At 62.0% G+C, this 19464-nt stretch carries 18 protein-coding genes; 14 read left to right on the top strand and 4 right to left on the bottom strand.

Annotation, left to right across the window (positions count from 1 at the left end; all coding sequences use genetic code 11):
* Positions 1–42: 42 nt before the first annotated feature.
* The gene (locus AB4Z53_RS30945) at positions 43–900 is read right to left on the bottom strand and encodes an SDR family NAD(P)-dependent oxidoreductase (protein ID WP_441599201.1); all 858 of its coding nucleotides are present in this window, start codon (positions 898–900) and stop codon (positions 43–45) included.
* Positions 901–1093: 193 nt separating this feature from the next.
* Here AB4Z53_RS30945 and AB4Z53_RS30940 point away from each other — a divergent pair, with 193 nt between their 5' ends.
* Positions 1094–1840 carry a Crp/Fnr family transcriptional regulator gene (locus AB4Z53_RS30940; protein WP_162768834.1) on the top strand — a complete coding sequence of 249 codons (747 nt, stop codon included), beginning with the start codon at positions 1094–1096 and terminating at the stop codon, positions 1838–1840.
* A 66-nt stretch (positions 1841–1906) separates the two neighbouring features.
* On the opposite strand, the gene AB4Z53_RS30935 is transcribed toward AB4Z53_RS30940, so the two are convergent.
* Complete coding sequence (locus tag AB4Z53_RS30935) at positions 1907–2419, bottom strand: Dps family protein (protein WP_113539217.1); 513 nt, start codon at positions 2417–2419, stop codon at positions 1907–1909.
* Positions 2420–2632: 213 nt separating this feature from the next.
* Here AB4Z53_RS30935 and AB4Z53_RS30930 point away from each other — a divergent pair, with 213 nt between their 5' ends.
* The gene (locus AB4Z53_RS30930; protein WP_441599200.1) at positions 2633–3007 is read left to right on the top strand and encodes a response regulator; all 375 of its coding nucleotides are present in this window, start codon (positions 2633–2635) and stop codon (positions 3005–3007) included.
* A 19-nt stretch (positions 3008–3026) separates the two neighbouring features.
* Here AB4Z53_RS30930 and cysQ read toward each other — a convergent pair whose 3' ends face one another.
* A complete protein-coding gene (cysQ, locus tag AB4Z53_RS30925) occupies positions 3027–3803 on the bottom strand; it encodes a 3'(2'),5'-bisphosphate nucleotidase CysQ (RefSeq protein ID WP_441599199.1) in 777 nt (258 codons plus the stop codon).
* A 230-nt stretch (positions 3804–4033) separates the two neighbouring features.
* Here cysQ and AB4Z53_RS30920 point away from each other — a divergent pair, with 230 nt between their 5' ends.
* The 11 genes from AB4Z53_RS30920 (at position 4034) to AB4Z53_RS30870 (ending at position 17624) form a co-directional block, all read left to right on the top strand.
* Entirely contained in the window at positions 4034–5284 is a 1251-nt protein-coding gene (locus tag AB4Z53_RS30920; protein ID WP_223725299.1) for a sarcosine oxidase subunit beta family protein, read from the top strand.
* A gap of 73 nt (positions 5285–5357) precedes the next feature.
* A complete protein-coding gene (locus AB4Z53_RS30915) occupies positions 5358–5636 on the top strand; it encodes a sarcosine oxidase subunit delta (protein WP_113539221.1) in 279 nt (92 codons plus the stop codon).
* The gene (locus AB4Z53_RS30910; protein ID WP_441599198.1) at positions 5633–8590 is read left to right on the top strand and encodes a sarcosine oxidase subunit alpha family protein; all 2958 of its coding nucleotides are present in this window, start codon (positions 5633–5635) and stop codon (positions 8588–8590) included. Before AB4Z53_RS30915 ends, AB4Z53_RS30910 begins: the two co-directional genes overlap by 4 nt.
* A gap of 10 nt (positions 8591–8600) precedes the next feature.
* The gene (locus tag AB4Z53_RS30905) at positions 8601–9155 is read left to right on the top strand and encodes a sarcosine oxidase subunit gamma (RefSeq protein WP_441599197.1); all 555 of its coding nucleotides are present in this window, start codon (positions 8601–8603) and stop codon (positions 9153–9155) included.
* Positions 9156–9407: 252 nt separating this feature from the next.
* On the top strand, positions 9408–11834 hold the full coding sequence (locus tag AB4Z53_RS30900) for a GcvT family protein (protein WP_441599196.1): 2427 nt from the start codon (positions 9408–9410) through the stop codon (positions 11832–11834).
* Positions 11835–12120: 286 nt separating this feature from the next.
* A complete protein-coding gene (locus AB4Z53_RS30895; RefSeq protein WP_113539225.1) occupies positions 12121–13023 on the top strand; it encodes a branched-chain amino acid ABC transporter permease in 903 nt (300 codons plus the stop codon).
* A gap of 4 nt (positions 13024–13027) precedes the next feature.
* Positions 13028–14413, top strand: coding sequence for a high-affinity branched-chain amino acid ABC transporter permease LivM (gene livM / locus AB4Z53_RS30890; RefSeq protein WP_441599195.1), 1386 nt, complete (start codon positions 13028–13030; stop codon positions 14411–14413).
* Complete coding sequence (locus tag AB4Z53_RS30885; protein WP_441599194.1) at positions 14413–15297, top strand: ABC transporter ATP-binding protein; 885 nt, start codon at positions 14413–14415, stop codon at positions 15295–15297. The genes livM and AB4Z53_RS30885 overlap by 1 nt, the downstream gene beginning before the upstream one ends.
* Complete coding sequence (locus AB4Z53_RS30880) at positions 15297–16022, top strand: ABC transporter ATP-binding protein (protein ID WP_441599193.1); 726 nt, start codon at positions 15297–15299, stop codon at positions 16020–16022. Before AB4Z53_RS30885 ends, AB4Z53_RS30880 begins: the two co-directional genes overlap by 1 nt.
* Before the next feature lie 24 nt (positions 16023–16046).
* The gene (locus AB4Z53_RS30875) at positions 16047–16391 is read left to right on the top strand and encodes a DUF6867 family protein (RefSeq protein WP_113539229.1); all 345 of its coding nucleotides are present in this window, start codon (positions 16047–16049) and stop codon (positions 16389–16391) included.
* Positions 16392–16505: 114 nt separating this feature from the next.
* Positions 16506–17624, top strand: a complete 1119-nt coding sequence (locus AB4Z53_RS30870; protein WP_113539230.1) for a branched-chain amino acid ABC transporter substrate-binding protein — start codon at positions 16506–16508, stop codon at positions 17622–17624.
* A gap of 182 nt (positions 17625–17806) precedes the next feature.
* On the opposite strand, the gene AB4Z53_RS30865 is transcribed toward AB4Z53_RS30870, so the two are convergent.
* Positions 17807–18259 (bottom strand): MarR family winged helix-turn-helix transcriptional regulator, encoded by a 453-nt coding sequence (locus AB4Z53_RS30865; protein ID WP_291159561.1) that lies wholly within the window; start codon positions 18257–18259, stop codon positions 17807–17809.
* A 195-nt stretch (positions 18260–18454) separates the two neighbouring features.
* Between AB4Z53_RS30865 and AB4Z53_RS30860 the strand changes: the two genes are divergently transcribed.
* On the top strand, positions 18455–19464 hold a 1010-nt coding region (locus AB4Z53_RS30860), incomplete at its 3' end, for an alpha/beta fold hydrolase (RefSeq protein ID WP_441599192.1).

Below are 19464 nucleotides of genomic sequence, written 5' to 3'. Positions count from 1 at the left end.
ATCCTCAAAATCGATGCCGATCTAACGAGTTATGCAGGAGGATCAGTCGCGATCCTTCTCGAGAAACGCCTTGAACGCTTCCCCGTATTTCGGATGCCAGCGGGAGAGCGGCGGCCGGTTCTCGACGATATCGCCGGCGGCCCACAGAATGCGCCGCTCGTCGGTTGCGCGCGGGACATCGTTGTCGGGGCAAAGGATATAGAAATCGCCCCGGCCAAGACTCTCCATCATGAAGTCGACGGTCTGCTCGGCCGTCCAGGCGCCGGCGGGCTTCTCGGTGCGGCCATGGGCCGTCAGCCCGGTATAGACGAAGCCGGGGATCAGGAGGTGAGCGTGAACCTGGCTGCTGGCCGTGTTGCGCAGCTCGTGTTCCAGCGCCTCGGTAAAGACCTTCACGCCGGCCTTCGACACATTGTACGCGGGGTCGCCCGGCGGCGTGGTGATACCCTGTTTCGAGCCGGTGTTGATAATTACCGCCGCCTTGCCATGGGCGATCATGCCGGGTGCGAAGGTGCGGGCGCCACTGATGACACCCCATAGATTGACGCCGATCGTCGCCTCCCAGGCTGCCAGCGGACCGAGCATGGCGCTGCCCGGCTGGACACCGGCATTGTTCATCAGCACGTGCACTTCGCCGAACCGTTGATGTGCCCCGCGTTCGAGCGCTTCGAGGTCGGCGAGGCGCGAGACATCGGTCGGGATCGCAACGACGTTTTGCGCGCCAGCCGGGGACACGGCAGAGACCTCGGCCGCCGCCTTGTCCAATCTGTCACCTGCGAGATCGGCGAGCACGACCCGCAGACCGAGCGAGGCAAAGCGAAGGGCCGCTGCCAATCCGATGCCGGAGGCGGCGCCGGTGATGACGGCAACGTTGTTGGGTGCAAAGGCAGGATGCTGCATGGCGGAGGCTCCAGCGGTGGGATCGAATGCAAGAGATAGGGCGCTCGTCGCCGCCTGTCTATTGCCGCGTGATGTTCCTGTGCGCAGATGAGATGTCGAAAACCGTTTATTTTCAAAGCGGTCTTGCCGCCGGGAACACTGGCGCTACCTGCAGCTTTGTATCGAAGGGCCAGCGAGTGGAGGAACGGAAGGAATGAACGGCCGGAGCGAGAAACGCACCGATTGCGAAAACTGTCCCTTGCGCACGCTCGATCACTTTCGCGCCTTCACGAGCGACGAACTCGCCTATGTCTCGCGCTTCAAGGTCGGTGAATTCGCGGTCGATGCTGGCGCGACCATCCTCATGGAGGGCGCCCAAAGCGCGCATCTCTTCACCGTGCTCTCCGGCTGGGGCTTTCGCTACAAGACGCTCGATGATGGCCGCCGCCAGATCCTGAACTACGTCATGCCAGGTGACCTCGTCGGCCTGCAGGGGTCACTGCTGGGCGAAATGCAGCACTCCATCGAGGCCCTGTCCCCCGTCACCCTTTGCGTCTTCGAGCGAACCAAGCTCAACGAGCTCTACAAGAGCTACCCCGAACTTGCCTACGACCTCACCTGGATCGCGGCGCGCGAGGAGCGCATCCTCGACGAGAACCTGTTGAGCATCGGCCGCCGCTCGGCGCTCGAGCGAGCCGCCTACCTGCTTGCCTTCCTTTATCAGAGAGCGGAGGCGCTCAACCTGTTTGACGGCAACCGTGTGGCCATTCCAATTACCCAACAGCACGTGGCGGACACGCTTGGGCTTTCGATCGTGCATACCAACAAGACCTTGAAAAAGCTTGCGGCGCGCGGTGTCATCCGTTGGGCGGAAAAAGGCTGCAATGTCGGCGATATCAAGGGCTTGCTGGCGATCGCCGGGTGGGATGGCTATCGGGAAATCAAGCGGCCTTTCATCTGAGAAGGGGAAGACGCTCATCGGAGGATGCGGCGTCCGCCGCCGCATCGGTCGGTCCCCTTGGGGCGTTCAGCTCGCGACGATCGCCCTCAGCATCCAGAGCGCCTTTTCGTGGAAGTTGAGGCGGTCGGTCAGCATGTCCGTGGTGACGAGGTCGTCGTTCTCGTCTGCCTTGGTGCCGGCATCGCGCATGCGGCGCACCGCCGCTTCATGATCGGCGATCAGGTCAGCCACCATGTCGGCGGCGCTTGTGTGGTTGACGGAGCCGCCGCCAGGGGCAAATGCCGCCGCTTCGGTGAGTTTGGCCGGGGCGAGGTGGCCGAGGGCGCGGATACGCTCGGCGATGACATCGGTTGCCTGAAAGAGCGTATTGTAGTGCTCTTCCGTCAACTCGTGCAGCGGCTTGAACAATGGGCCGACCACATTCCAATGGTAGATGTGGCTTTTGATCACCAGCTTGTAGGTATCCGCGAGGATGTCGGACAGTGCTGCCGCCATCTGTTGGCGATAGGCTCTGGTCAGGCCGATGTCGAACTCTTCGTCCTTGACCTTCGGTTTAAGCACGGAGGCTGTCTGCTTCATTCTCCTGCTCCCGTTCTATCTTGAGGAAGCCGCGAAACGGCGATCGCGATCCGCGTACCGGTGTTGAACGTCGGTAACGGTTCGTTGTTCCGCACTTCACCCCAATCGGCGCCACATGTCTTATTTAAATGCCGGGTCGGCTTGAGGCGCCTATAGCTTGCTCTTATCGGCGCAAATGCCCTGTCGGTACGCGCAAAAGGTGGAGTGAGCTGGATGGACGAAGTTCCGCCGCATGTCCGGGCCGTTCTTATTCTCGAAGACAATTTCCTGATCGCATCGGATGCAGAAGAGATCCTGACCTCGCTCGGGATTGCCGAGGTGACGATCGCGGGGAACGCGGACCAGGCGATGGAAATCCTGTCTCGACAGGGCTTCGACTTTGCAATTCTCGACGTCAGCCTCGACGACCATACGAGCTTTGACGTTGCCGATGCAATGCTCGCGCGCGGCATGCCGTTTGGGTTCACCAGTGGCTACGGAGACATAGAGCTTTTCCCAAGCCACCTGCGGGGTATCCCGCGGATAGACAAGCCGTTCAACGAACGGTCGCTCGGCCAGCTGATCGCCGCCGGAATGCGGTACGAGTGACGGGATCCCGGCGGGATCCTTACGGCTTGCCGCGCGAAACGAACCAGGGGTTTGCGAAGTCGCTGTCGTCCTTCTGGTTGCGCTTGCCGTAGGTGAGCGGCGCACCGTCCATCGTCAGCGTTTCGCCACCGGCTGCCCGAAGAATGGCGTCGCCTGCGGCGGTGTCCCATTCCATCGTGCGGCTGAACCGCGGATAGACGTCGGCGAGCCCCTCGGCGAGGAGGCAGAACTTCAGCGACGAGCCGACCGCCCTGTAGTCGGCGATGCCGTGCTCGGCGAGGTAGGCGATCGTCTCGGCGCTGTTATGCGAACGGCTGGCAAGCCCTACCATACGATCGCCGCAACTGCGGCAGCCAATGACCGTTTCATCGTCGAGACGGAACGTCTCGTCGATGACCGCCTTCACCGCCTTGCCCTGGTGGGCGGCATAGAGAATGCGCAGCGCCGGCGCATAGACGACCCCGGCCACAGGCGCGCCGTTCTCGATCAACGCGATATTGACGGTGAAGTCGTCGTGGCGGCCGATGAATTCCTTCGTGCCGTCGAGGGGATCGACGAGGAAGAAGGACTTGCCGGCGATGTCGGGCACGAAGCCGGCGGCGACCGCTTCCTCCGCGACCACAGGAACCCCGGGGAAGGCGCGGGCGAGATCCGCGAGGATGATGCGCTCGGCACAGGCGTCGGCATCGGTGACCGGCGAACAGTCCGGCTTGTAGGTGACTTCAGGGCCAGCATTGTAGATGTCGAGAATGGCCCGACCTGCTGATATCGCCGATTGTTGCAGTATCTCCAGCATTCGCCCCTACTTCCCTCTGTCATCAAGCACATAGCATATTGAGAACAGGAAGGTAGCTAATGCTTTCGGCGGTAGGCGTATTCCACTGAAGACTGACCTCGATCCGTTCTGCCTGGCAGCCGAGACTCGATGAGCCGGCGAAGGGTTTTTTGCAACTGCGAGAAGCTTGTGTCTTTGCTTCCGTGGCTCGGCTGTGCAAATGTGCCGACGCAACTGAACTGGATGCCTTCATGCGTTATTCCGCTTTCTCGCTCGTCAGGAACGCCCTTTCCGGAAACCTGAATTGGAAGCCGCAATGGCGCCAGCCGCAGCCGAAACCGCACTATGACGTGATCATCATCGGCGGTGGCGGGCACGGCCTCTCGACCGCCTATTATCTCGCCAAGGAATTCGGCGTGAAGAACGTCGCGGTGCTGGAGAAGGGCTATCTCGGTTCCGGCAATGTCGGCCGCAACACCACGATCGTGCGTTCCAACTACATGCTTCCCGGCAACGAACCCTTCTACGAATTCTCGATGAAGCTCTGGGAAGGGCTCGAGCAGGATCTCAACTACAATGTGATGCTGTCGCAGCGTGGCGTCATCATGCTCTACCACAGCGACGCCCAGCGTGACGCCTATGTCCGCCGCGGCAACGCGATGTGGATGGAGGGCGTTGCCGCCGAACTCATCGAGCGCGAACAGTTGAAGAAGATGATCCCCTTCCTCAACTACGATCACGCCCGCTATCCGATCCTCGGCGGCCTGTTGCAGCGCCGCGCCGGCACGGCGCGCCATGATGCCGTTGCCTGGGGTTATGCCCGGGGTGCCGACCGGCACGGCGTCGACATCATCGAACATTGCGAAGTGACCGGCATTCGTCGCGAAAACGGTGTCGTCACCGGCGTCGAAACGACCAAGGGCTTCATCGGCTGCGGCAAGCTGGCCCTGGCGGCGGCCGGCAATTCCTCGCGTGTCGGCGAGATGGCGGATCTGAAGCTGCCGCTGGAAAGCCATGTGCTGCAAGCCTTCGTGACCGAGGGCCTGAAGCCCTGCATCGACCACGTGATCGTCTATGGCGGCGGGCACTTCTACATCTCGCAGTCGGACAAGGGCGGGCTCGTCTTCGGCGCCGAGATCGACGGCTACTCCTCCTATGCCCAGCGCGGCAATCTGGCGACGGCGGAACACGTGATGGAGGAGGGGGTGACGATGATCCCCGGCCTGTCGCGGGTGCGGGTGCTGCGCGCCTGGGGCGGCGTCATGGATATGAGCATGGACGGCTCGCCGATCATCGACCGCACCTCGATCGACAATCTCTACCTCAATTGCGGCTGGTGCTACGGCGGCTTCAAGGCGACGCCGGCTTCCGGCTATTGCTTTGCCCACCTGATCGCCAAGAACGACACCCATCCGGTGGCGCGCGCCCTCAGGCTCGATCGCTTCGCGCGCGGCTATGCCGTCGACGAGGCCGGGGCCGGGCCGCAGCCCAACCTTCACTGACAGCACGCGGCGGGCAACCGGCCCGCTTGATATGAACAGGAAGCCGGAGCGCGGCTTCAGGACACGGAAGACGATGGCAAGCCTGATTACCTGCCCGCATTGCGGGGTCCGACCGAAGGAAGAATTCGCGATCCGCGGCGATGCCTCGCGCGGCCGCCCCGAACCGATGGATTCGGACGAAGCCTGGCACGACTATGTTTACGTGCGCGCCAACCCGCGCGGCCGCACGTTGGAACATTGGCACCACGTCGCCGGCTGTCGCCGCTTCCTCGTGGTCGAGCGCGATACGGCGACCCACGAGGTCTATTCCGTCGTCGATGCCGCCGAGTTTGCGCGGAGGGCCGCGCGATGACCGGATACCGTCTTTCCTCCGGCGGTCTCGTCGATCGCAGCCAGTCGCTGAGCTTCACCTTCGATGGTCGACCGTTGCGCGGCTTTGCCGGCGACACGCTCGCTTCGGCGCTTCTTGCCAACGACCAGCTGCTCGTGGGGCGCAGCTTCAAGTATCATCGGCCGCGCGGCATCGTCAGCGCCGGGCCTTCCGAGCCGAACGCGCTCGTCACCCTCGGCTCCGGTGCGCGTACCGATGCCAATACCAAGGCGACCGTCGCCGAGCTCTATGGCGGGCTGACCGCCAAAAGCCAGAACCGCTGGCCGTCGCTCGGCTTCGATGTCGGGGCCGTCAACGGCGTCCTTTCGCCGTTCCTCGGCGCAGGCTTCTATTACAAGACCTTCATGTGGCCGAAGCAGGCCTGGGAACGGGTGTACGAGCCGTTCATTCGCCGTGCCGCCGGCCTCGGCCGAGCCGTGCTCGAGCGAGATCCCGAGAATTACGAGAAATCCTGGGCCTTCTGTGACCTGCTCGTCGTCGGTGCCGGTCCAGCTGGCCTGATGGCGGCGTTGACCGCCGGCCGCGCTGGTCTCCGGGTTATCGTGGCCGATGAGGATTTCCGCCCCGGCGGTTCCCTGCTTTCGAGCGGTGAGACGATCGACGGCGCCCCGGCTTCCGTTTTTGCCGACCGAACGGTCGCGGAATTGCAATCGCTGTCCACCGTCACGCTGCTTTCGCGCACCACCGTTTTCGGCTGGTATGACGACAACGTCTTCGGCGCCGTCGAACGCGTGCAGAAGCACGTCGCCGAACCGTCTTCTAAGCTTGTGAGCGAGCGTGTCTGGCGCATCGTTGCAAAGCGGGCGCTGATGGCAACCGGTGCCGAGGAGCGCCCGCTGGTGTTCGGCGGCAACGACCGCCCGGGCGTGATGATGGCCGGTGCTATGACCGCCTATGCCGAGCGTTACGGCGTGGCCGCCGGCAAGCAAGTCGCGATCTTTACCAGCGGCGGCGCCGGTTACCGGACGGCACGGATGCTTGCGGCCAAGGGCGTCGCCATCGCGGCGATCGTCGATTCCCGGGCTGAGGCCGCCGATCAGGCGCCGGATGGCATCAGGGTCATTCGTTCCGCTTCGATCGTCGACACCAAGGGCAGGCAACGCCTCAAGGGCATCGTCGTCGAACGCTCCGGCTTCGAGGAGCTGATCGCCTGCGACGCGCTCGGCATGTCCGGCGGCTGGAGCCCGGTCGTGCATCTTGCCTGCCAGCGCGGTGCGAAGCCGGTCTGGTCGGAGGAGCTGAAGGCATTCGCGGCGCCCGATGTCGGTGGTGGCCTGCGTCCCGTGGGTGCGGCCAACGGCGTCTATACGCTCTCGGGCTGCCTTTCCGATGGTGCGGAGAAAGCTGCAGCGATTGCGGCCGATCTCGGCTTCAGCGCAAGCTCGGCCGCAGCACCCGTTGTCGATGGCGAGGAGATCGCTTCCTTCGCGGCGCTCTGGTACGTACCGGGCGCCAAGTCGAAGGCCTTTGTCGATTTCCAGAACGACGTGCATGCGAAGGATCTGGGCCTGGCGCTGCGCGAAGGCTTCGGCCATGTGGAGCACGCCAAGCGCTACACGACCAACGGCATGGCGACCGACCAGGGCAAGCTTTCCAACATCAATGCGGTCGGCATCCTCGCGGGCATGCGCGGCGTCAGCCCGGCGGAGGTCGGCACCACCACCTTCCGGCCGTTCTACACGCCGGTCTCCTTCGGCGCGCTCGCCGGCGCGGCCCGCGACGAACATGCAGCACCCGCGCGAAAGTCGCCGCTGCATGGCTGGGCGAAGAAAAACGGGGCGACCTTTGTCGAGGCCGGGCTCTGGCACCGCTCCGCCTGGTTCCCGCGCGCCGGCGAGAAGACCTGGCGCGACAGCGTCGATCGCGAAGTGCTGAACGTGCGGGCCAATGTCGGCCTGTGCGACGTATCGACCCTCGGCAAGATCGAGGTGTTCGGCCCCGACGCCGCGGAGTTCCTGAACCGGCTCTATTGCAACCCAGTCCTGAAGCTGCCGGTTGGAAAGGCGCGCTACGGCCTGATGCTGCGTGAGGATGGTTTCGTCTTCGACGATGGTACGGTCAGCCGCTTCGATGACGAGCATTTCTTCGTGACCACGACGACGGCGATGGCCGGCCCGGTCATGGCGCATATGGAATATTGTGCCCAGGCGCTCTGGCCGGAACTCGACGTCCGTTTTACCTCGTCGACCGACCAATGGGCGCAGATGGCGATCGCCGGTCCGAAGGCGCGGACAGTGCTGCAGCAGATCGTCGACGGTGACATTTCGGACTGTGCATTTCCGTTCCTGTCCGCCCGTAAGGTCGTCCTGAAAAGCGGCGTGTCCGCGCGGCTCTTCCGCATTTCCTTCTCCGGCGAGCTGGCCTTCGAGCTGGCGGTGCCTGCAGGCTACGGTGAGGCGGCGGCGGACCAGATCATGGAGGCTGGCCGGCCACATGAAATCTGTGCCTATGGCGTCGAGGCGCTGAATGTGCTGCGGCTCGAAAAGGGTTTGCTGACGCATGCCGAGTTCGACGGTCGCGTGACGCCCGACGACGCCGGTCTCGGCCGCATGCTGTCGATGCAGAAGACCGACTTCATCGGCAAGCGCCTGTCGACGCGCTATGGCCTGACGGCGGCCGACCGCATGCAACTTGTTGGTCTGAAGCCTGTCGATACCGACAAGGACATGCGCGCCGGCGCTCATCTCCTGAAGGAAGGCACGAAGCCCTCGACATTGAACGATCAGGGCTGGGTGAGTTCGGCCGGCTTCTCGCCGGTGCTGGGGCATGCCATAGCGCTTGCCTTCCTGAAATCCGGGCGTGAGCGATATGGCGAGAAGGTCATCGTTTTCGACAAGCTGCGTGATCAGGAGATTGTCGCCGAGGTCTGCGACCCGGTCTTCGTCGATCCGCAAAACATGAAACTGAAGGCCTGAGGAGGCGGTGATGGTTCGCGACTACAACAACCGCCACGCACTGGAACAGAAACTGCGCTCGGCACCGGCGCCTGCAGCGGCCGATCATCTGATGGTCGGCCATTGGCGCACGGTCGCGACGGTTCTTGCTCGTGCGGGTCAGGAAGACGCGGTGCGGCAGGCGATCGCTTCGGTGCCCGAGTTCTCGCTCCGTTTCTCCGGCCCCGAGGAATGGCTGGTGGTCTCAGAGACGGAGGCGCCGAGCGGGCTCGTACGCCGCCTCGAGGAGCTCTGCGCCGGTGGTGCCTACGTCGTCGACCAGAGCGACGGACGCGTCGTATTCCGTCTTGCCGGACCGAACGCACGCAGCGTCCTTGCCAAAGGCATCGGCCTCGACCTCCATCCCGCGGCCTTTTCGATTGGGGGCAGCGCCAACGTTCTTTGCGGTCACATCCCGGTCAATCTCGCCCGGACCGACGAAGACACGTTTGAGCTGATCGTGCCGCGGAGTTACGCCGAATCGCTCTTCGACGACCTCGTGCGGATGGGGCGGGCGTTCGATCTTACCGCAGCCTTTTCAGACTGAACCGGCCCTTCCTAAAGGCTGAAAACAAATGCGGCATGAAATGCCGCAAACGGGTCGCCCATCCGCCAGCAAACGGCGGAAATGGACAAGCGTCCTTCGCAGCCGTGTCTTTATCGGCGCCGCCTTTCTGACTAGGCTTCGATCATCAGTCGCTTGCGCTTCCGTGGCGGAAGGCAAGCGGTCGCCGTGCTTGATTTTCCCTGACAATTTGGCCGCGCCTCCGGCAGGAGCGTGGGAAGACGGAGTGTACGCATGAAAAGCCATGCCAAGGTCGTCGTTATCGGAGGCGGTGTCGTCGGTTGTTCGGTGCTTTATCACCTGACGAAGTTCGGCTGGACCGATGCCGTGCTGCTCGAACGATCGGAACTGACCTCCGGCTCCACCTGGCATGCGGCCGGCGGCATGCACACGATCAACGGCGACCCGAACGTCGCCAAGCTGCAGAAATATACGGTCGAGCTCTACAAGGAGATTGAGGAGTATTCCGGCCAGGATGTCGGCCTGCACATGACCTCGGGCATGATGCTCGCGGCCACCAAGGAGCGTTTCGACTGGATGAAGTCGATCCTTGCCAAGGGGCGCTACATGGGGCTCGAAGCCGAGCTTTTGGCGCCCAAGGAAGCGCACGACCTGATGCCGTTGCTTGATCCCGACCAGTTCGTCGGCGCGGTCTTCGATCCGGTCGAGGGGCATCTCGATCCCTATGGCACGACGCACGCTTATGCCAAATCGGCGAAGAAGAATGGTGCGGAAATCTATCTGCACACCAAGGTCGAAGACTTGGTGCAGCGCGAGGATGGTTCCTGGCGGGTGATCACCAACCAGGGCGAGATCATCGCCGAACACGTCGTCAACGCCGCCGGGCTCTGGGCGCGCGAGGTGGGCCGCATGGTTGGCCTCGAACTGCCGGTGCTCGCCATGGAGCACATGTATCTCATCACGGAGGACATGCCCGAGGTCATCGAGTTCAACCAGGCGCGCGGCAAGGAGCTGATGCACTGCGTCGATTTCGACGGCGAGATTTATCTCCGCCAGGAGCGAAACGGCATGCTGATGGGCACCTATGAGAAGGCGTGCCGCCCGTGGTCGCCGATCTCCACGCCTTGGGATTTCGGTCATGAGCTGCTGGCAGAGGATATCGACCGCATTTCGCCGGAGCTCGAAGTGGGCTTCCGGCACTTTCCTGCCTTCAACAAAGCCGGCATCAAGAAGATCATCAACGGGCCCTTCACCTTCTCGCCGGATGGCAACCCGCTGGTCGGCCCGGTACGAGGCTTGAGGAACTTCTGGTCGGCCTGCGCCGTCATGGCCGGCTTCAGCCAGGGCGGCGGCGTCGGGCTGGCGCTCGCCAACTGGATGATCCATGGCGATCCCGGCTTCGACGTCTTCGCCATGGACGTTTCCCGCTATGGCGATTTCGCGACCCTTGCCTATACCAATGCCAAGGTACGCGAAAACTATTCGCGCCGCTTCTCCATCCGCTATCCGAACGAGGAACTGCCGGCCGCGCGGCCGCTGCTGACGACGCCGATCTACGACCGGCTGAAGGCTGCGGGCGCCGTCTTCGGCGCTTCCTATGGGCTCGAAACGCCGCTGTGGTTCGCACCCGAAGGCGTAAAGGACGCCTTCTCCTGGCGGCGCTCGACCGACTTCGAGACGGTGGGCGCGGAGGCCCGGGCCGTGCGAGAGGGGGTCGGCCTGATGGAGACATCGGGCTTTGCCAAATATGCGATCACCGGCAAGGGCGCCGAATCCTGGCTCGACCGCATGCTTGCCTGCCGCATCCCTGAGGTGGGGCGCATGACGCTGGCGCCGATGCTGAAGGACGATGGCAAGCTGATCGGCGACTTCACGCTTGCCAAGCTCGGGGAGGGGGATTTCCTGCTTGTCGGATCCGGCATCGCCGAGGACTACCACATGCGCTGGTTCGAGGCGCATCTGCCCGGGGACGGTTCGGTTTCGCTGAAGGCGCTGAGGCTGGAACTGGTCGGCCTATCGATCGCCGGGCCGAAGGCGCGTGACGTGCTTGCCGGCCTCACCCATCTCGACGTCTCCGATACGGCCTTTCCGTTCATGGAAGTTCGCCGAATGGATCTCGGCATGGCGCCCGCGATCGTCGGCCGCGTGAGCTACACCGGCGATCTCGGATACGAGATCTGGATGAAGCCGGAATATCAGCGCTATCTCTTCGAACTTCTGATGGAGAAGGGACAGGCGTCCGGGATCCGTCTGTTCGGCTTGAGGGCGCTGAATGCGCTGCGCGTCGAAAAATCCTTCGGCAGCTGGGCGCGCGAGTATCGTCCGCTTTATGGCCCGGTCGAAGCCGGCCTTGGTCGCTTCGTGGCGGCCGGAAAGGACGCGGATTTCATCGGCAAGGCGGCAGCCGTGAAGGAAAAGGCGGAAGGCGGCGCGCTGCGTCTTAGAACCTTCCTCCTCGAAGCCAGGGATGCCGATGTCATCGGTGATGAGCCGATCTATCTCGATGGCGTCGTGCGCGGCTGGGTGACATCCGGCGGTTATGCGCACACGAGCGGCGTTTCGGTCGCCATGGGTTACGTGCCGAAGGAGATCGCCGACCGCAGCGATGGCTGGGCGATCGAACTGCTGGGCGAGATACTGCCGGCGCGCCTCCAGCCGAATCCMCTGTTCGATGCAAGCGGGCAAAGGATGCGCGGCTGAGCCGCGAAGCAGCACTGGTCTGGCCGTTCGGTGGCCAGGCCGCTGACCAAGCCCAAAGCATTTACGACTAAAGTTGATGATTTCACGGGCGAAAGCTGCGGAAATTTTGATTTTTCTGGCTCTAAAAGCGTCAAATCGATTTTATCGAGGAAGATTTTATCGAAGTCGCGTTTTTTAGCTTTCCTTTTCGTTTGAAAAAGGTATGGAATCGAGCAAATACAGCGCTCAAAATGAGCTCAAAAAACAAGAGACCGGACCTACAAGGATCTGGTCCAGGGGAAGATTGATGGAGTATTTCGTCCAGCAGCTCGTCAACGGGCTGACTCTTGGGTCTATTTATGGTATGATCGCAATCGGTTATACCATGGTCTACGGCATCATTGGCATGATCAACTTCGCCCATGGCGATATCTTCATGCTCGGCGGTTTTGCCGCTTTGATTGTCTTTCTTATTCTCACAACATTCATCGGGGGCGTCCCGGTTGTACTTGCGCTGCTGCTGATGATGATCGTCGGCATGTTGACCGCAGGGCTCTGGAACTGGACGATCGAGAAGGTGGCTTACCGGCCGCTGCGCGGTTCGTTCCGTCTTGCGCCGCTGATCACGGCAATCGGCATGTCGATTGCGCTGTCGAACTTCATCCAGGTAACGCAGGGCCCGCGCAACAAGCCGATCCCGCCGCTCGTTTCCTCGGTCTACAACGTCTTCGGCATTACCATCTCGCTGAAGCAGATCATCATCATCATCATCACGGCGATCCTGCTCTCCATCTTCTGGTACATCGTCAACAAGACGCCGCTTGGTCGTGCACAGCGTGCGACCGAACAGGACCGCAAGATGGCTGCACTGCTCGGCGTCGACGTCGATCGCACGATCTCTGTTACCTTCATCATGGGTGCAGCACTCGCGGCCGTCGCCGGTACGATGTACCTGATGTATTACGGCGTCGTCGTCTTCACCGACGGTTTCGTCCCTGGCGTCAAGGCTTTCACCGCGGCCGTTCTTGGCGGCATCGGTTCGCTGCCGGGCGCCGTTCTCGGCGGACTGTTGATCGGGCTCATCGAGTCTCTCTGGTCGGCCTATTTCACCATCGACTACAAGGACGTCGCGACCTTCTCCATTCTCGCTATCGTCCTGATCTTCAAGCCGTCTGGCATTCTCGGACGACCGGAAGTCGAGAAGGTATAATTCCATGGCAAACATTGCTTCTACGACTGCAAGCGCCGGCACTGACGTGACGGCGCGGGCCCTGCGCGAGGCTGTCTTCGCGGGCCTGATTTCCCTCGGCCTTTTCGTGCTGTTCGTCGGTCTCAAGTCCGATCAGAACATCCGCAATGAGCTGATCCTCAATCAACGGTGGGGCCTGCTTGCGATCTTCGTAATCGTGGCTGCCGTCGGCCGTTTCGCGATGGTTGCCTATGTCCAGCCGGCACTCGCCCGCCGCAAGGCGGCGAAGGCTGCAGCCGAGGACGTGGCGAAGGAGGAGACCTTCTTCAGCCGCAACTTCTCGAAGATCGCCATCGCGTTCCTGCTCGTCTACCCGCCGATCATCGTCGCGCTCTTCGGCGTCCAGGGCTCGCTCAAATGGGTCGACAATTTCGGCATCCAGATCCTCATCTACGTGATGCTGGCCTGGGGCCTGAATATCGTCGTCGGTCTGGCCGGCCTTCTGGATCTGGGTTATGTCGCCTTCTACGCTGTCGGCGCCTACTCCTACGCGCTGCTGTCGACCTATTTCGGCCTGTCGTTCTGGATTCTCTTGCCGGTTGCCGGCATCCTTGCCGGTTTCTGGGGCATGATCCTCGGCTTTCCGGTCCTGCGTCTGCGGGGCGACTATCTGGCGATCGTGACGCTTGCCTTCGGTGAAATCATCCGCCTCGTCCTGATCAACTGGACAGAGGTGACGAAGGGTACGTTCGGCGTTTCCGGTATCGCCAAGGCAACGCTGTTCGGCATCAAGTTCGATGCCTCGAAGGACGGCTTTGCCGCGATGATGGGCCTGCCGATGTCTTCGGCCTACTACAAGATCTTCCTGTTCTACCTGATCCTGGCGCTTGCGCTGTTGACGGCCTACGTGACGATGCGGCTGCGCCGCATGCCGATCGGTCGCGCCTGGGAAGCGCTGCGCGAGGACGAGATCGCCTGCCGCTCCCTCGGCATCAACACGGTGACGACCAAGCTCACCGCGTTTGCCACGGGCGCAATGTTCGGCGGTATTGCCGGGTCGTTCTTTGCAGTGCGCCAGGGCTTCGTTTCGCCTGAATCCTTCGTGTTCCTGGAGTCCGCCGTTATCCTGGCGATCGTGGTTCTCGGCGGCATGGGCTCGCTCACCGGCATTGCGGTCGCCGCGGTGGTGATGATCGGCGGCACGGAAATCCTGCGTGAGCTTTCCTTCCTGAAGGCCATCTTCGGGCAGGACTTCACGCCTGAACTCTACCGCATGCTGATCTTTGGCCTCGCCATGGTGGTCGTCATGGTCTGGAAGCCGCGCGGCTTCGTCGGATCGCGCGAACCGACAGCCTTCCTGCACGAACGCAAGGCAGTCTCCGGCAGCTTCACCAAGGAAGGGCACGGCTGATGGCCCGCGAGACAACGACAATGACAAAAGACCCCATTCTCAAGGTTGAGCACCTGTCGATGCGCTTTGGCGGTCTGATGGCCATCAACGACTTCTCCTTCGAAGCCTATCGCGGTGACATCACGGCGCTGATCGGTCCGAACGGCGCAGGCAAGACGACGGTGTTCAACTGCATCACCGGCTTCTACAAGCCGACGATGGGCATGATCACGATGAAGCAGAAGGCCGGCAGGGAATACCTGCTGGAGCGGCTGCCAGACTTCGAGATCACCAAGCACGCCAAGGTGGCGCGCACCTTCCAGAACATCCGGATGTTCTCCGGTCTGACGGTGCTCGAGAACCTGCTCGTCGCGCAGCACAACAAGCTGATGCAGGCATCAGGTTACACCTTCCTCGGTCTTCTCGGCTTCCCGGCCTACCGCCAGGCGTCGAGAGAGGCGATCGACCTTGCCAAGCATTGGCTCGAAAAGGCATCGCTGATCGACCGGGCGGATGATCCGGCCGGCGATCTTTCCTACGGCGCTCAACGTCGTCTCGAGATCGCACGTGCCATGTGCACGGGCCCCGAACTGCTCTGCCTGGACGAGCCGGCCGCCGGCCTCAACCCGCGGGAATCGCTGGCGCTCAACGAATTGCTGCAGGGCATCCGTGCCGATACCGGCACGTCGATCCTGCTGATCGAACACGACATGTCCGTGGTCATGGAGATCTCTGACCACGTGGTGGTCCTGGAATACGGACAGAAGATTTCCGACGGCACACCGGATTTCGTGAAGACCGATCCGAAGGTCATCGCGGCCTATCTGGGTGTCGAGGATGAAGAGGTTGAAGAGGTGATCGAACAAATCGAGGAAATCGAAGGCGGACAGGGGGGCACCAACTGATGACGGCGCCTCTTCTCCAAGTCAAAGYCGTCGAGACCTACTACGGCAACATCCGCGCCTTGAGCGGGGTGGATGTCGAAGTTCACCGTGGTGAGATCGTCTGCCTGATCGGCGCGAACGGAGCCGGCAAGTCGACCTTGATGATGACCATCTGCGGTAGTCCGCAGGCGCGCACCGGTTCGGTCCACTTCGAGGGCCAGGACATCACCCGCATGCCGACGCACGAAATCGCCCGGTTGCGCATCGCCCAGTCCCCCGAGGGGCGGCGTATTTTCCCGCGCATGACGGTGTTCGAGAACCTGCAGATGGGCGCGAGCCTCGACAACCTGAAGCACTTCGACCAAGACGTGGAAAAGGTGTTCGCACTCTTCCCGCGCCTCAAGGAACGCCAGGCGCAGCGCGGCGGCACGCTTTCGGGCGGCGAGCAGCAGATGCTGTCGATCGGCCGCGCGCTGATGGCCCGGCCGAAGCTCCTGCTTCTCGACGAACCGTCGCTCGGTCTCGCGCCGCTGATCGTCAAGGGCATCTTCGAAGCGATCAAGAAACTCAACAAGGAGGAGGGCCTGACCGTCTTCCTCGTCGAGCAGAACGCCTTCGGTGCGCTCAAGCTTTCGGACCGCGGCTACGTCATGGTCAACGGCCGGGTGACGATGAGCGGTTCCGGCAAGGAACTGCTCGCCAATCCGGAAGTGCGCGCGGCCTATCTCGAAGGCGGCCGTCATTGATCGGCTGCATCTGGAGCAAGTGACATGCAGGGAATTCTCTACGAAGAAGCGTCGATCTGGCAGTTTCTTTTCATAAGCTGCGTGCTTGGCGGCTGGACCGCCTGGCGCACGGGCAAGAGCGTGGCCGAGAGCTGGGAAGACATGCGACGCCTGCTGCTCTACGTGGCGTTGCTGGGGCTGGGTATCCGTTTCGTGCACCACGCGCTCTTCGCGGGCACGATGTTCAGCCTGCAATACTATATCGTGGACACGGTCGTGCTTTTGTTGTTTGCTACCGCAGGTTTCCGGTACTACCGGACCAAGCAAATGACCAATAACTACTATTGGCTCTATGAGAAGGCTTCGCCTTTCTCTTGGAAAGCCAAATAAAGGGAACAGCGCGCGCCGGCCGCCGCGGCCGGTGCGAAAGAAACACCGGCGCAACTATGGTGGGCATTGCGCAGGTTGGTAACGAGACCCGCTCGAATAATTGGGAGTAACAAGATGAAAAAGTCTCTTCTGTCGGCGGTCGCGCTGACGGCTATGGTTGCCTTCAGCGGCAGCGCCTGGGCTGATGTTCTCGTTGGTGTCGCAGGCCCGCTGACTGGCCCGAATGCCGCTTTCGGCGCACAGCTCCAGAAAGGTGCTGAACAGGCTGCTGCAGATATCAACGCTGCTGGCGGTATCAATGGCGAACAGATCAAGGTTGTGCTCGGCGACGACGTTTCCGACGCCAAGCAGGGCGTTTCGGTCGCCAACAAGTTCGTTGCTGACGGTGTGAAGTTCGTTGTCGGTCACTTCAACTCGGGCGTGTCCATCCCGGCTTCGGAAGTCTACGCTGAAAACGGCATCCTGCAGGTAACGCCGGCCTCCACCAACCCGCAGTTCACCGAGCGCGGTCTCTGGAACACGTTCCGTACCTGCGGCCGTGACGACCAGCAGGGTGCAGTTGCCGGTGCCTACCTCGCCGCCAACTTCAAGGACGCGAAGATCGCCGTCATTCACGACAAGACCCCCTATGGTCAGGGTCTTGCCGACGAAACCAAGAAGTCGATGAACGAAGCCGGCCTCACCGAAGCCCTCTATGAAGGCATCAACACCGGTGACAAAGACTTCTCGGCGCTGATCGCCAAGATGAAGGAAGCCGGCGTTTCGATCGTCTACTACGGCGGTCTGCACACCGAAGCTGGCCTGATCATGCGTCAGATGAAGGATCAGGGCCTCAAGGCAACCCTGATGTCGGGCGACGGTATCGTTTCGAACGAACTGGCCTCGATCGCCGGCGACGCCGTCGATGGCACGCTGATGACGTTCGCTCCGGATCCGCGCAAGAACCCGGCTGCCAAGGAACTCGTCGAGAAGTTCCGCACTGCCGGCTTCGAACCGGAAGCCTACACGCTCTACGCTTACGCCGCCCTCCAGGTCATCGCTGAAGCCGCAAAGGCGTCCGGCGGCAACGACCCGCAGGCCGTTGCTGAAGCCATCAAGGCAAAGGGTCCGTTCAAGACCGCAATCGGCGACCTCGGCTATGACGAAAAGGGCGACATCACGCGTCCGGACTACGTCATGTACACCTGGAAGAAGGGTGAAGACGGCAAGTACAGCTACTTCCAGAACGAGTAGTTCTGACTTCGGACTGCGTGTCCGACTGGTTTGGCCCGGCGAGCGATCGCCGGGCTTTTCTTTTTTGAAGATTGCGAGAGCGTCCCGCCTTCAAGCGGAATCGCTGGATGTGGAAGGATACTCGTAGCTCAAAGGGCTAGGAGCGCCTTCCGCGTTCAGATGAGGCCCTGGCGCAGTGATTTCTATTTCAGCAGGGTGTCCCTGAGCGACGAGACCTCTGCACGCAGTCGCTCGAGATCGTCGGCGCCGAGCTTTGTTGCCTGAGTGAGGCCGCGCGGCACAGCGATCGCCTTCTGGCGCAGCGCCTTGCCCATGTCGGTCAATTGTACCCGGACCTGCCGTTCGTCCGCCTTGTCGCGCACGCGGTCGATATAGCCGGCCGCCTCCAGACGTTTCAGCATTGGGGTAAGCGTGCTCGATTCCAGAAAGAGCCGTTCGCCGAGGCTGCCGACCGTCTGGTCGTTCTTCTCCCACAAAAGCACCATCACCAGATATTGCGGGTAGGTGAGGTCGAGTTCTTCCAGCAGCGGCTTATAGATGCGCGTGAAGGCGTGGTTTGCGGAATAGACCGCGAAGCACAGGAAACTGTCCAGCGTCAGCATTGCATCGTCGTCTCTAGGTTCGGTGCCGGTCATCGCTTTCTCCCATCATGCCTTAAAATAAATCGTTCGCGATATAATCGCAAGGCATTGACAGGCGTGCGAACCACGATATAAAAGATTGTGCACGATCTAATCGGCAGCGATATAAATCCAAATGCATCGTGAACGATTTAATCGCTAGATATTTATTGCAACGCGGCACGACCGCAGGGAAGAAGGAGCGTTTCCATGAGCAAGGCAGTCAGCAAGGCCGAAACCAGCAGCATTTCCCGTCGCGATGTCCTCTCGGTTGCCTTTGGCGCAGCGGCGACCGCGGCCGCCGTGTCGGCGGTCAACAGCCCCGCCAAGGCGGCGGATGCGACGGCGGCAAGCGGCAAGCAGGTTGGTGCCGGTTCGCAAGGTGGTGAAGTCTCCGGCAGCCGCATCATCACCCGCGATGGCGTCGAGATCTATTACAAGGACTGGGGTCCGAAGGATGGCCCGGTCGTCGTGCTCAGCCACGGCTGGCCGCTGTCGTCGGACAGCTGGGAGGCGCAGGCCTTTCATCTGGCCAACAACGGCTTCCGCGTCGTCACCCATGACCGCCGTGGCCACGGCCGCTCGTCGCAACCCTGGGACGGCAACGACATGGACCATTATGCCGATGATCTCGCGGATCTGATCAATGCGCTCGACCTGAAGGACATCTTCCTCGCCGGCTTTTCCACCGGCGGCGGCGAGATCAGCCGCTATATCGGCCGCCACGGCACGAGCCGCGTCGCCAAGGCCGGATTGATCTCGGCGGTGCCGCCCTTGATGGTCAAGACCGACAAGAACCCCGGTGGCCTGCCGAAGGAGGTGTTCGACGGCCTGCAGGCGGCAAGCCTCAAGGATCGTTCCAAGCTCTACCGCGATATCGCGTCCGGTCCGTTCTTCGGCTTCAACCGGCCGGGTGCGGTCGCCTCGCAAGGCATGATCGACAGCTTCTGGCTGCAGGGCATGACGGCCGGTCACAAGAACACCTATGACTCCATCGTCGCCTTCTCGCAGACCGATTTCACCGACGACCTGAGGAAGTTCGACGTGCCGACCTTGATCATCCACGGTGACGACGACCAGATCGTGCCGATCGATGCGGCCGCTCGGGCTTCGAAGAAACTCGTCCCGCATGCCGAACTCAAGGTCTATGCCGGCGCGCCGCATGGCATCACCGACACGCACAAGGACCAGCTCAACGCCGACCTGCTCGCCTTCGCCAA

The sequence above is a fragment of the Ensifer sp. 2TAB8 genome (assembly GCF_052115125.1).
Classification (GTDB): Bacteria; Pseudomonadota; Alphaproteobacteria; order Rhizobiales; family Rhizobiaceae; genus Ensifer.
Note: the sequence above shows the minus strand (reverse complement) of the source record. Positions and strands in the feature narration are given on the sequence as shown.

Excerpts from the sequence above, each read along its gene's own strand:
- AB4Z53_RS30945 (WP_441599201.1), bottom strand. The coding sequence starts at position 900 with ATGCAGCATCCTGCCTTTGCACCCAACAACGTTGCCGTCATCACCGGC.
- AB4Z53_RS30940 (WP_162768834.1), top strand. The coding sequence starts at position 1,094 with ATGAACGGCCGGAGCGAGAAACGCACCGATTGCGAAAACTGTCCCTTG.
- AB4Z53_RS30935 (WP_113539217.1), bottom strand. The coding sequence starts at position 2,419 with ATGAAGCAGACAGCCTCCGTGCTTAAACCGAAGGTCAAGGACGAAGAG.
- AB4Z53_RS30930 (WP_441599200.1), top strand. The coding sequence starts at position 2,633 with ATGGACGAAGTTCCGCCGCATGTCCGGGCCGTTCTTATTCTCGAAGAC.
- cysQ (WP_441599199.1), bottom strand. The coding sequence starts at position 3,803 with ATGCTGGAGATACTGCAACAATCGGCGATATCAGCAGGTCGGGCCATT.
- AB4Z53_RS30920 (WP_223725299.1), top strand. The coding sequence starts at position 4,034 with ATGCGTTATTCCGCTTTCTCGCTCGTCAGGAACGCCCTTTCCGGAAAC.
- AB4Z53_RS30915 (WP_113539221.1), top strand. The coding sequence starts at position 5,358 with ATGGCAAGCCTGATTACCTGCCCGCATTGCGGGGTCCGACCGAAGGAA.
- AB4Z53_RS30910 (WP_441599198.1), top strand. The coding sequence starts at position 5,633 with ATGACCGGATACCGTCTTTCCTCCGGCGGTCTCGTCGATCGCAGCCAG.
- AB4Z53_RS30905 (WP_441599197.1), top strand. The coding sequence starts at position 8,601 with ATGGTTCGCGACTACAACAACCGCCACGCACTGGAACAGAAACTGCGC.
- AB4Z53_RS30895 (WP_113539225.1), top strand. The coding sequence starts at position 12,121 with ATGGAGTATTTCGTCCAGCAGCTCGTCAACGGGCTGACTCTTGGGTCT.
- livM (WP_441599195.1), top strand. The coding sequence starts at position 13,028 with ATGGCAAACATTGCTTCTACGACTGCAAGCGCCGGCACTGACGTGACG.
- AB4Z53_RS30885 (WP_441599194.1), top strand. The coding sequence starts at position 14,413 with ATGGCCCGCGAGACAACGACAATGACAAAAGACCCCATTCTCAAGGTT.
- AB4Z53_RS30875 (WP_113539229.1), top strand. The coding sequence starts at position 16,047 with ATGCAGGGAATTCTCTACGAAGAAGCGTCGATCTGGCAGTTTCTTTTC.
- AB4Z53_RS30870 (WP_113539230.1), top strand. The coding sequence starts at position 16,506 with ATGAAAAAGTCTCTTCTGTCGGCGGTCGCGCTGACGGCTATGGTTGCC.
- AB4Z53_RS30865 (WP_291159561.1), bottom strand. The coding sequence starts at position 18,259 with ATGACCGGCACCGAACCTAGAGACGACGATGCAATGCTGACGCTGGAC.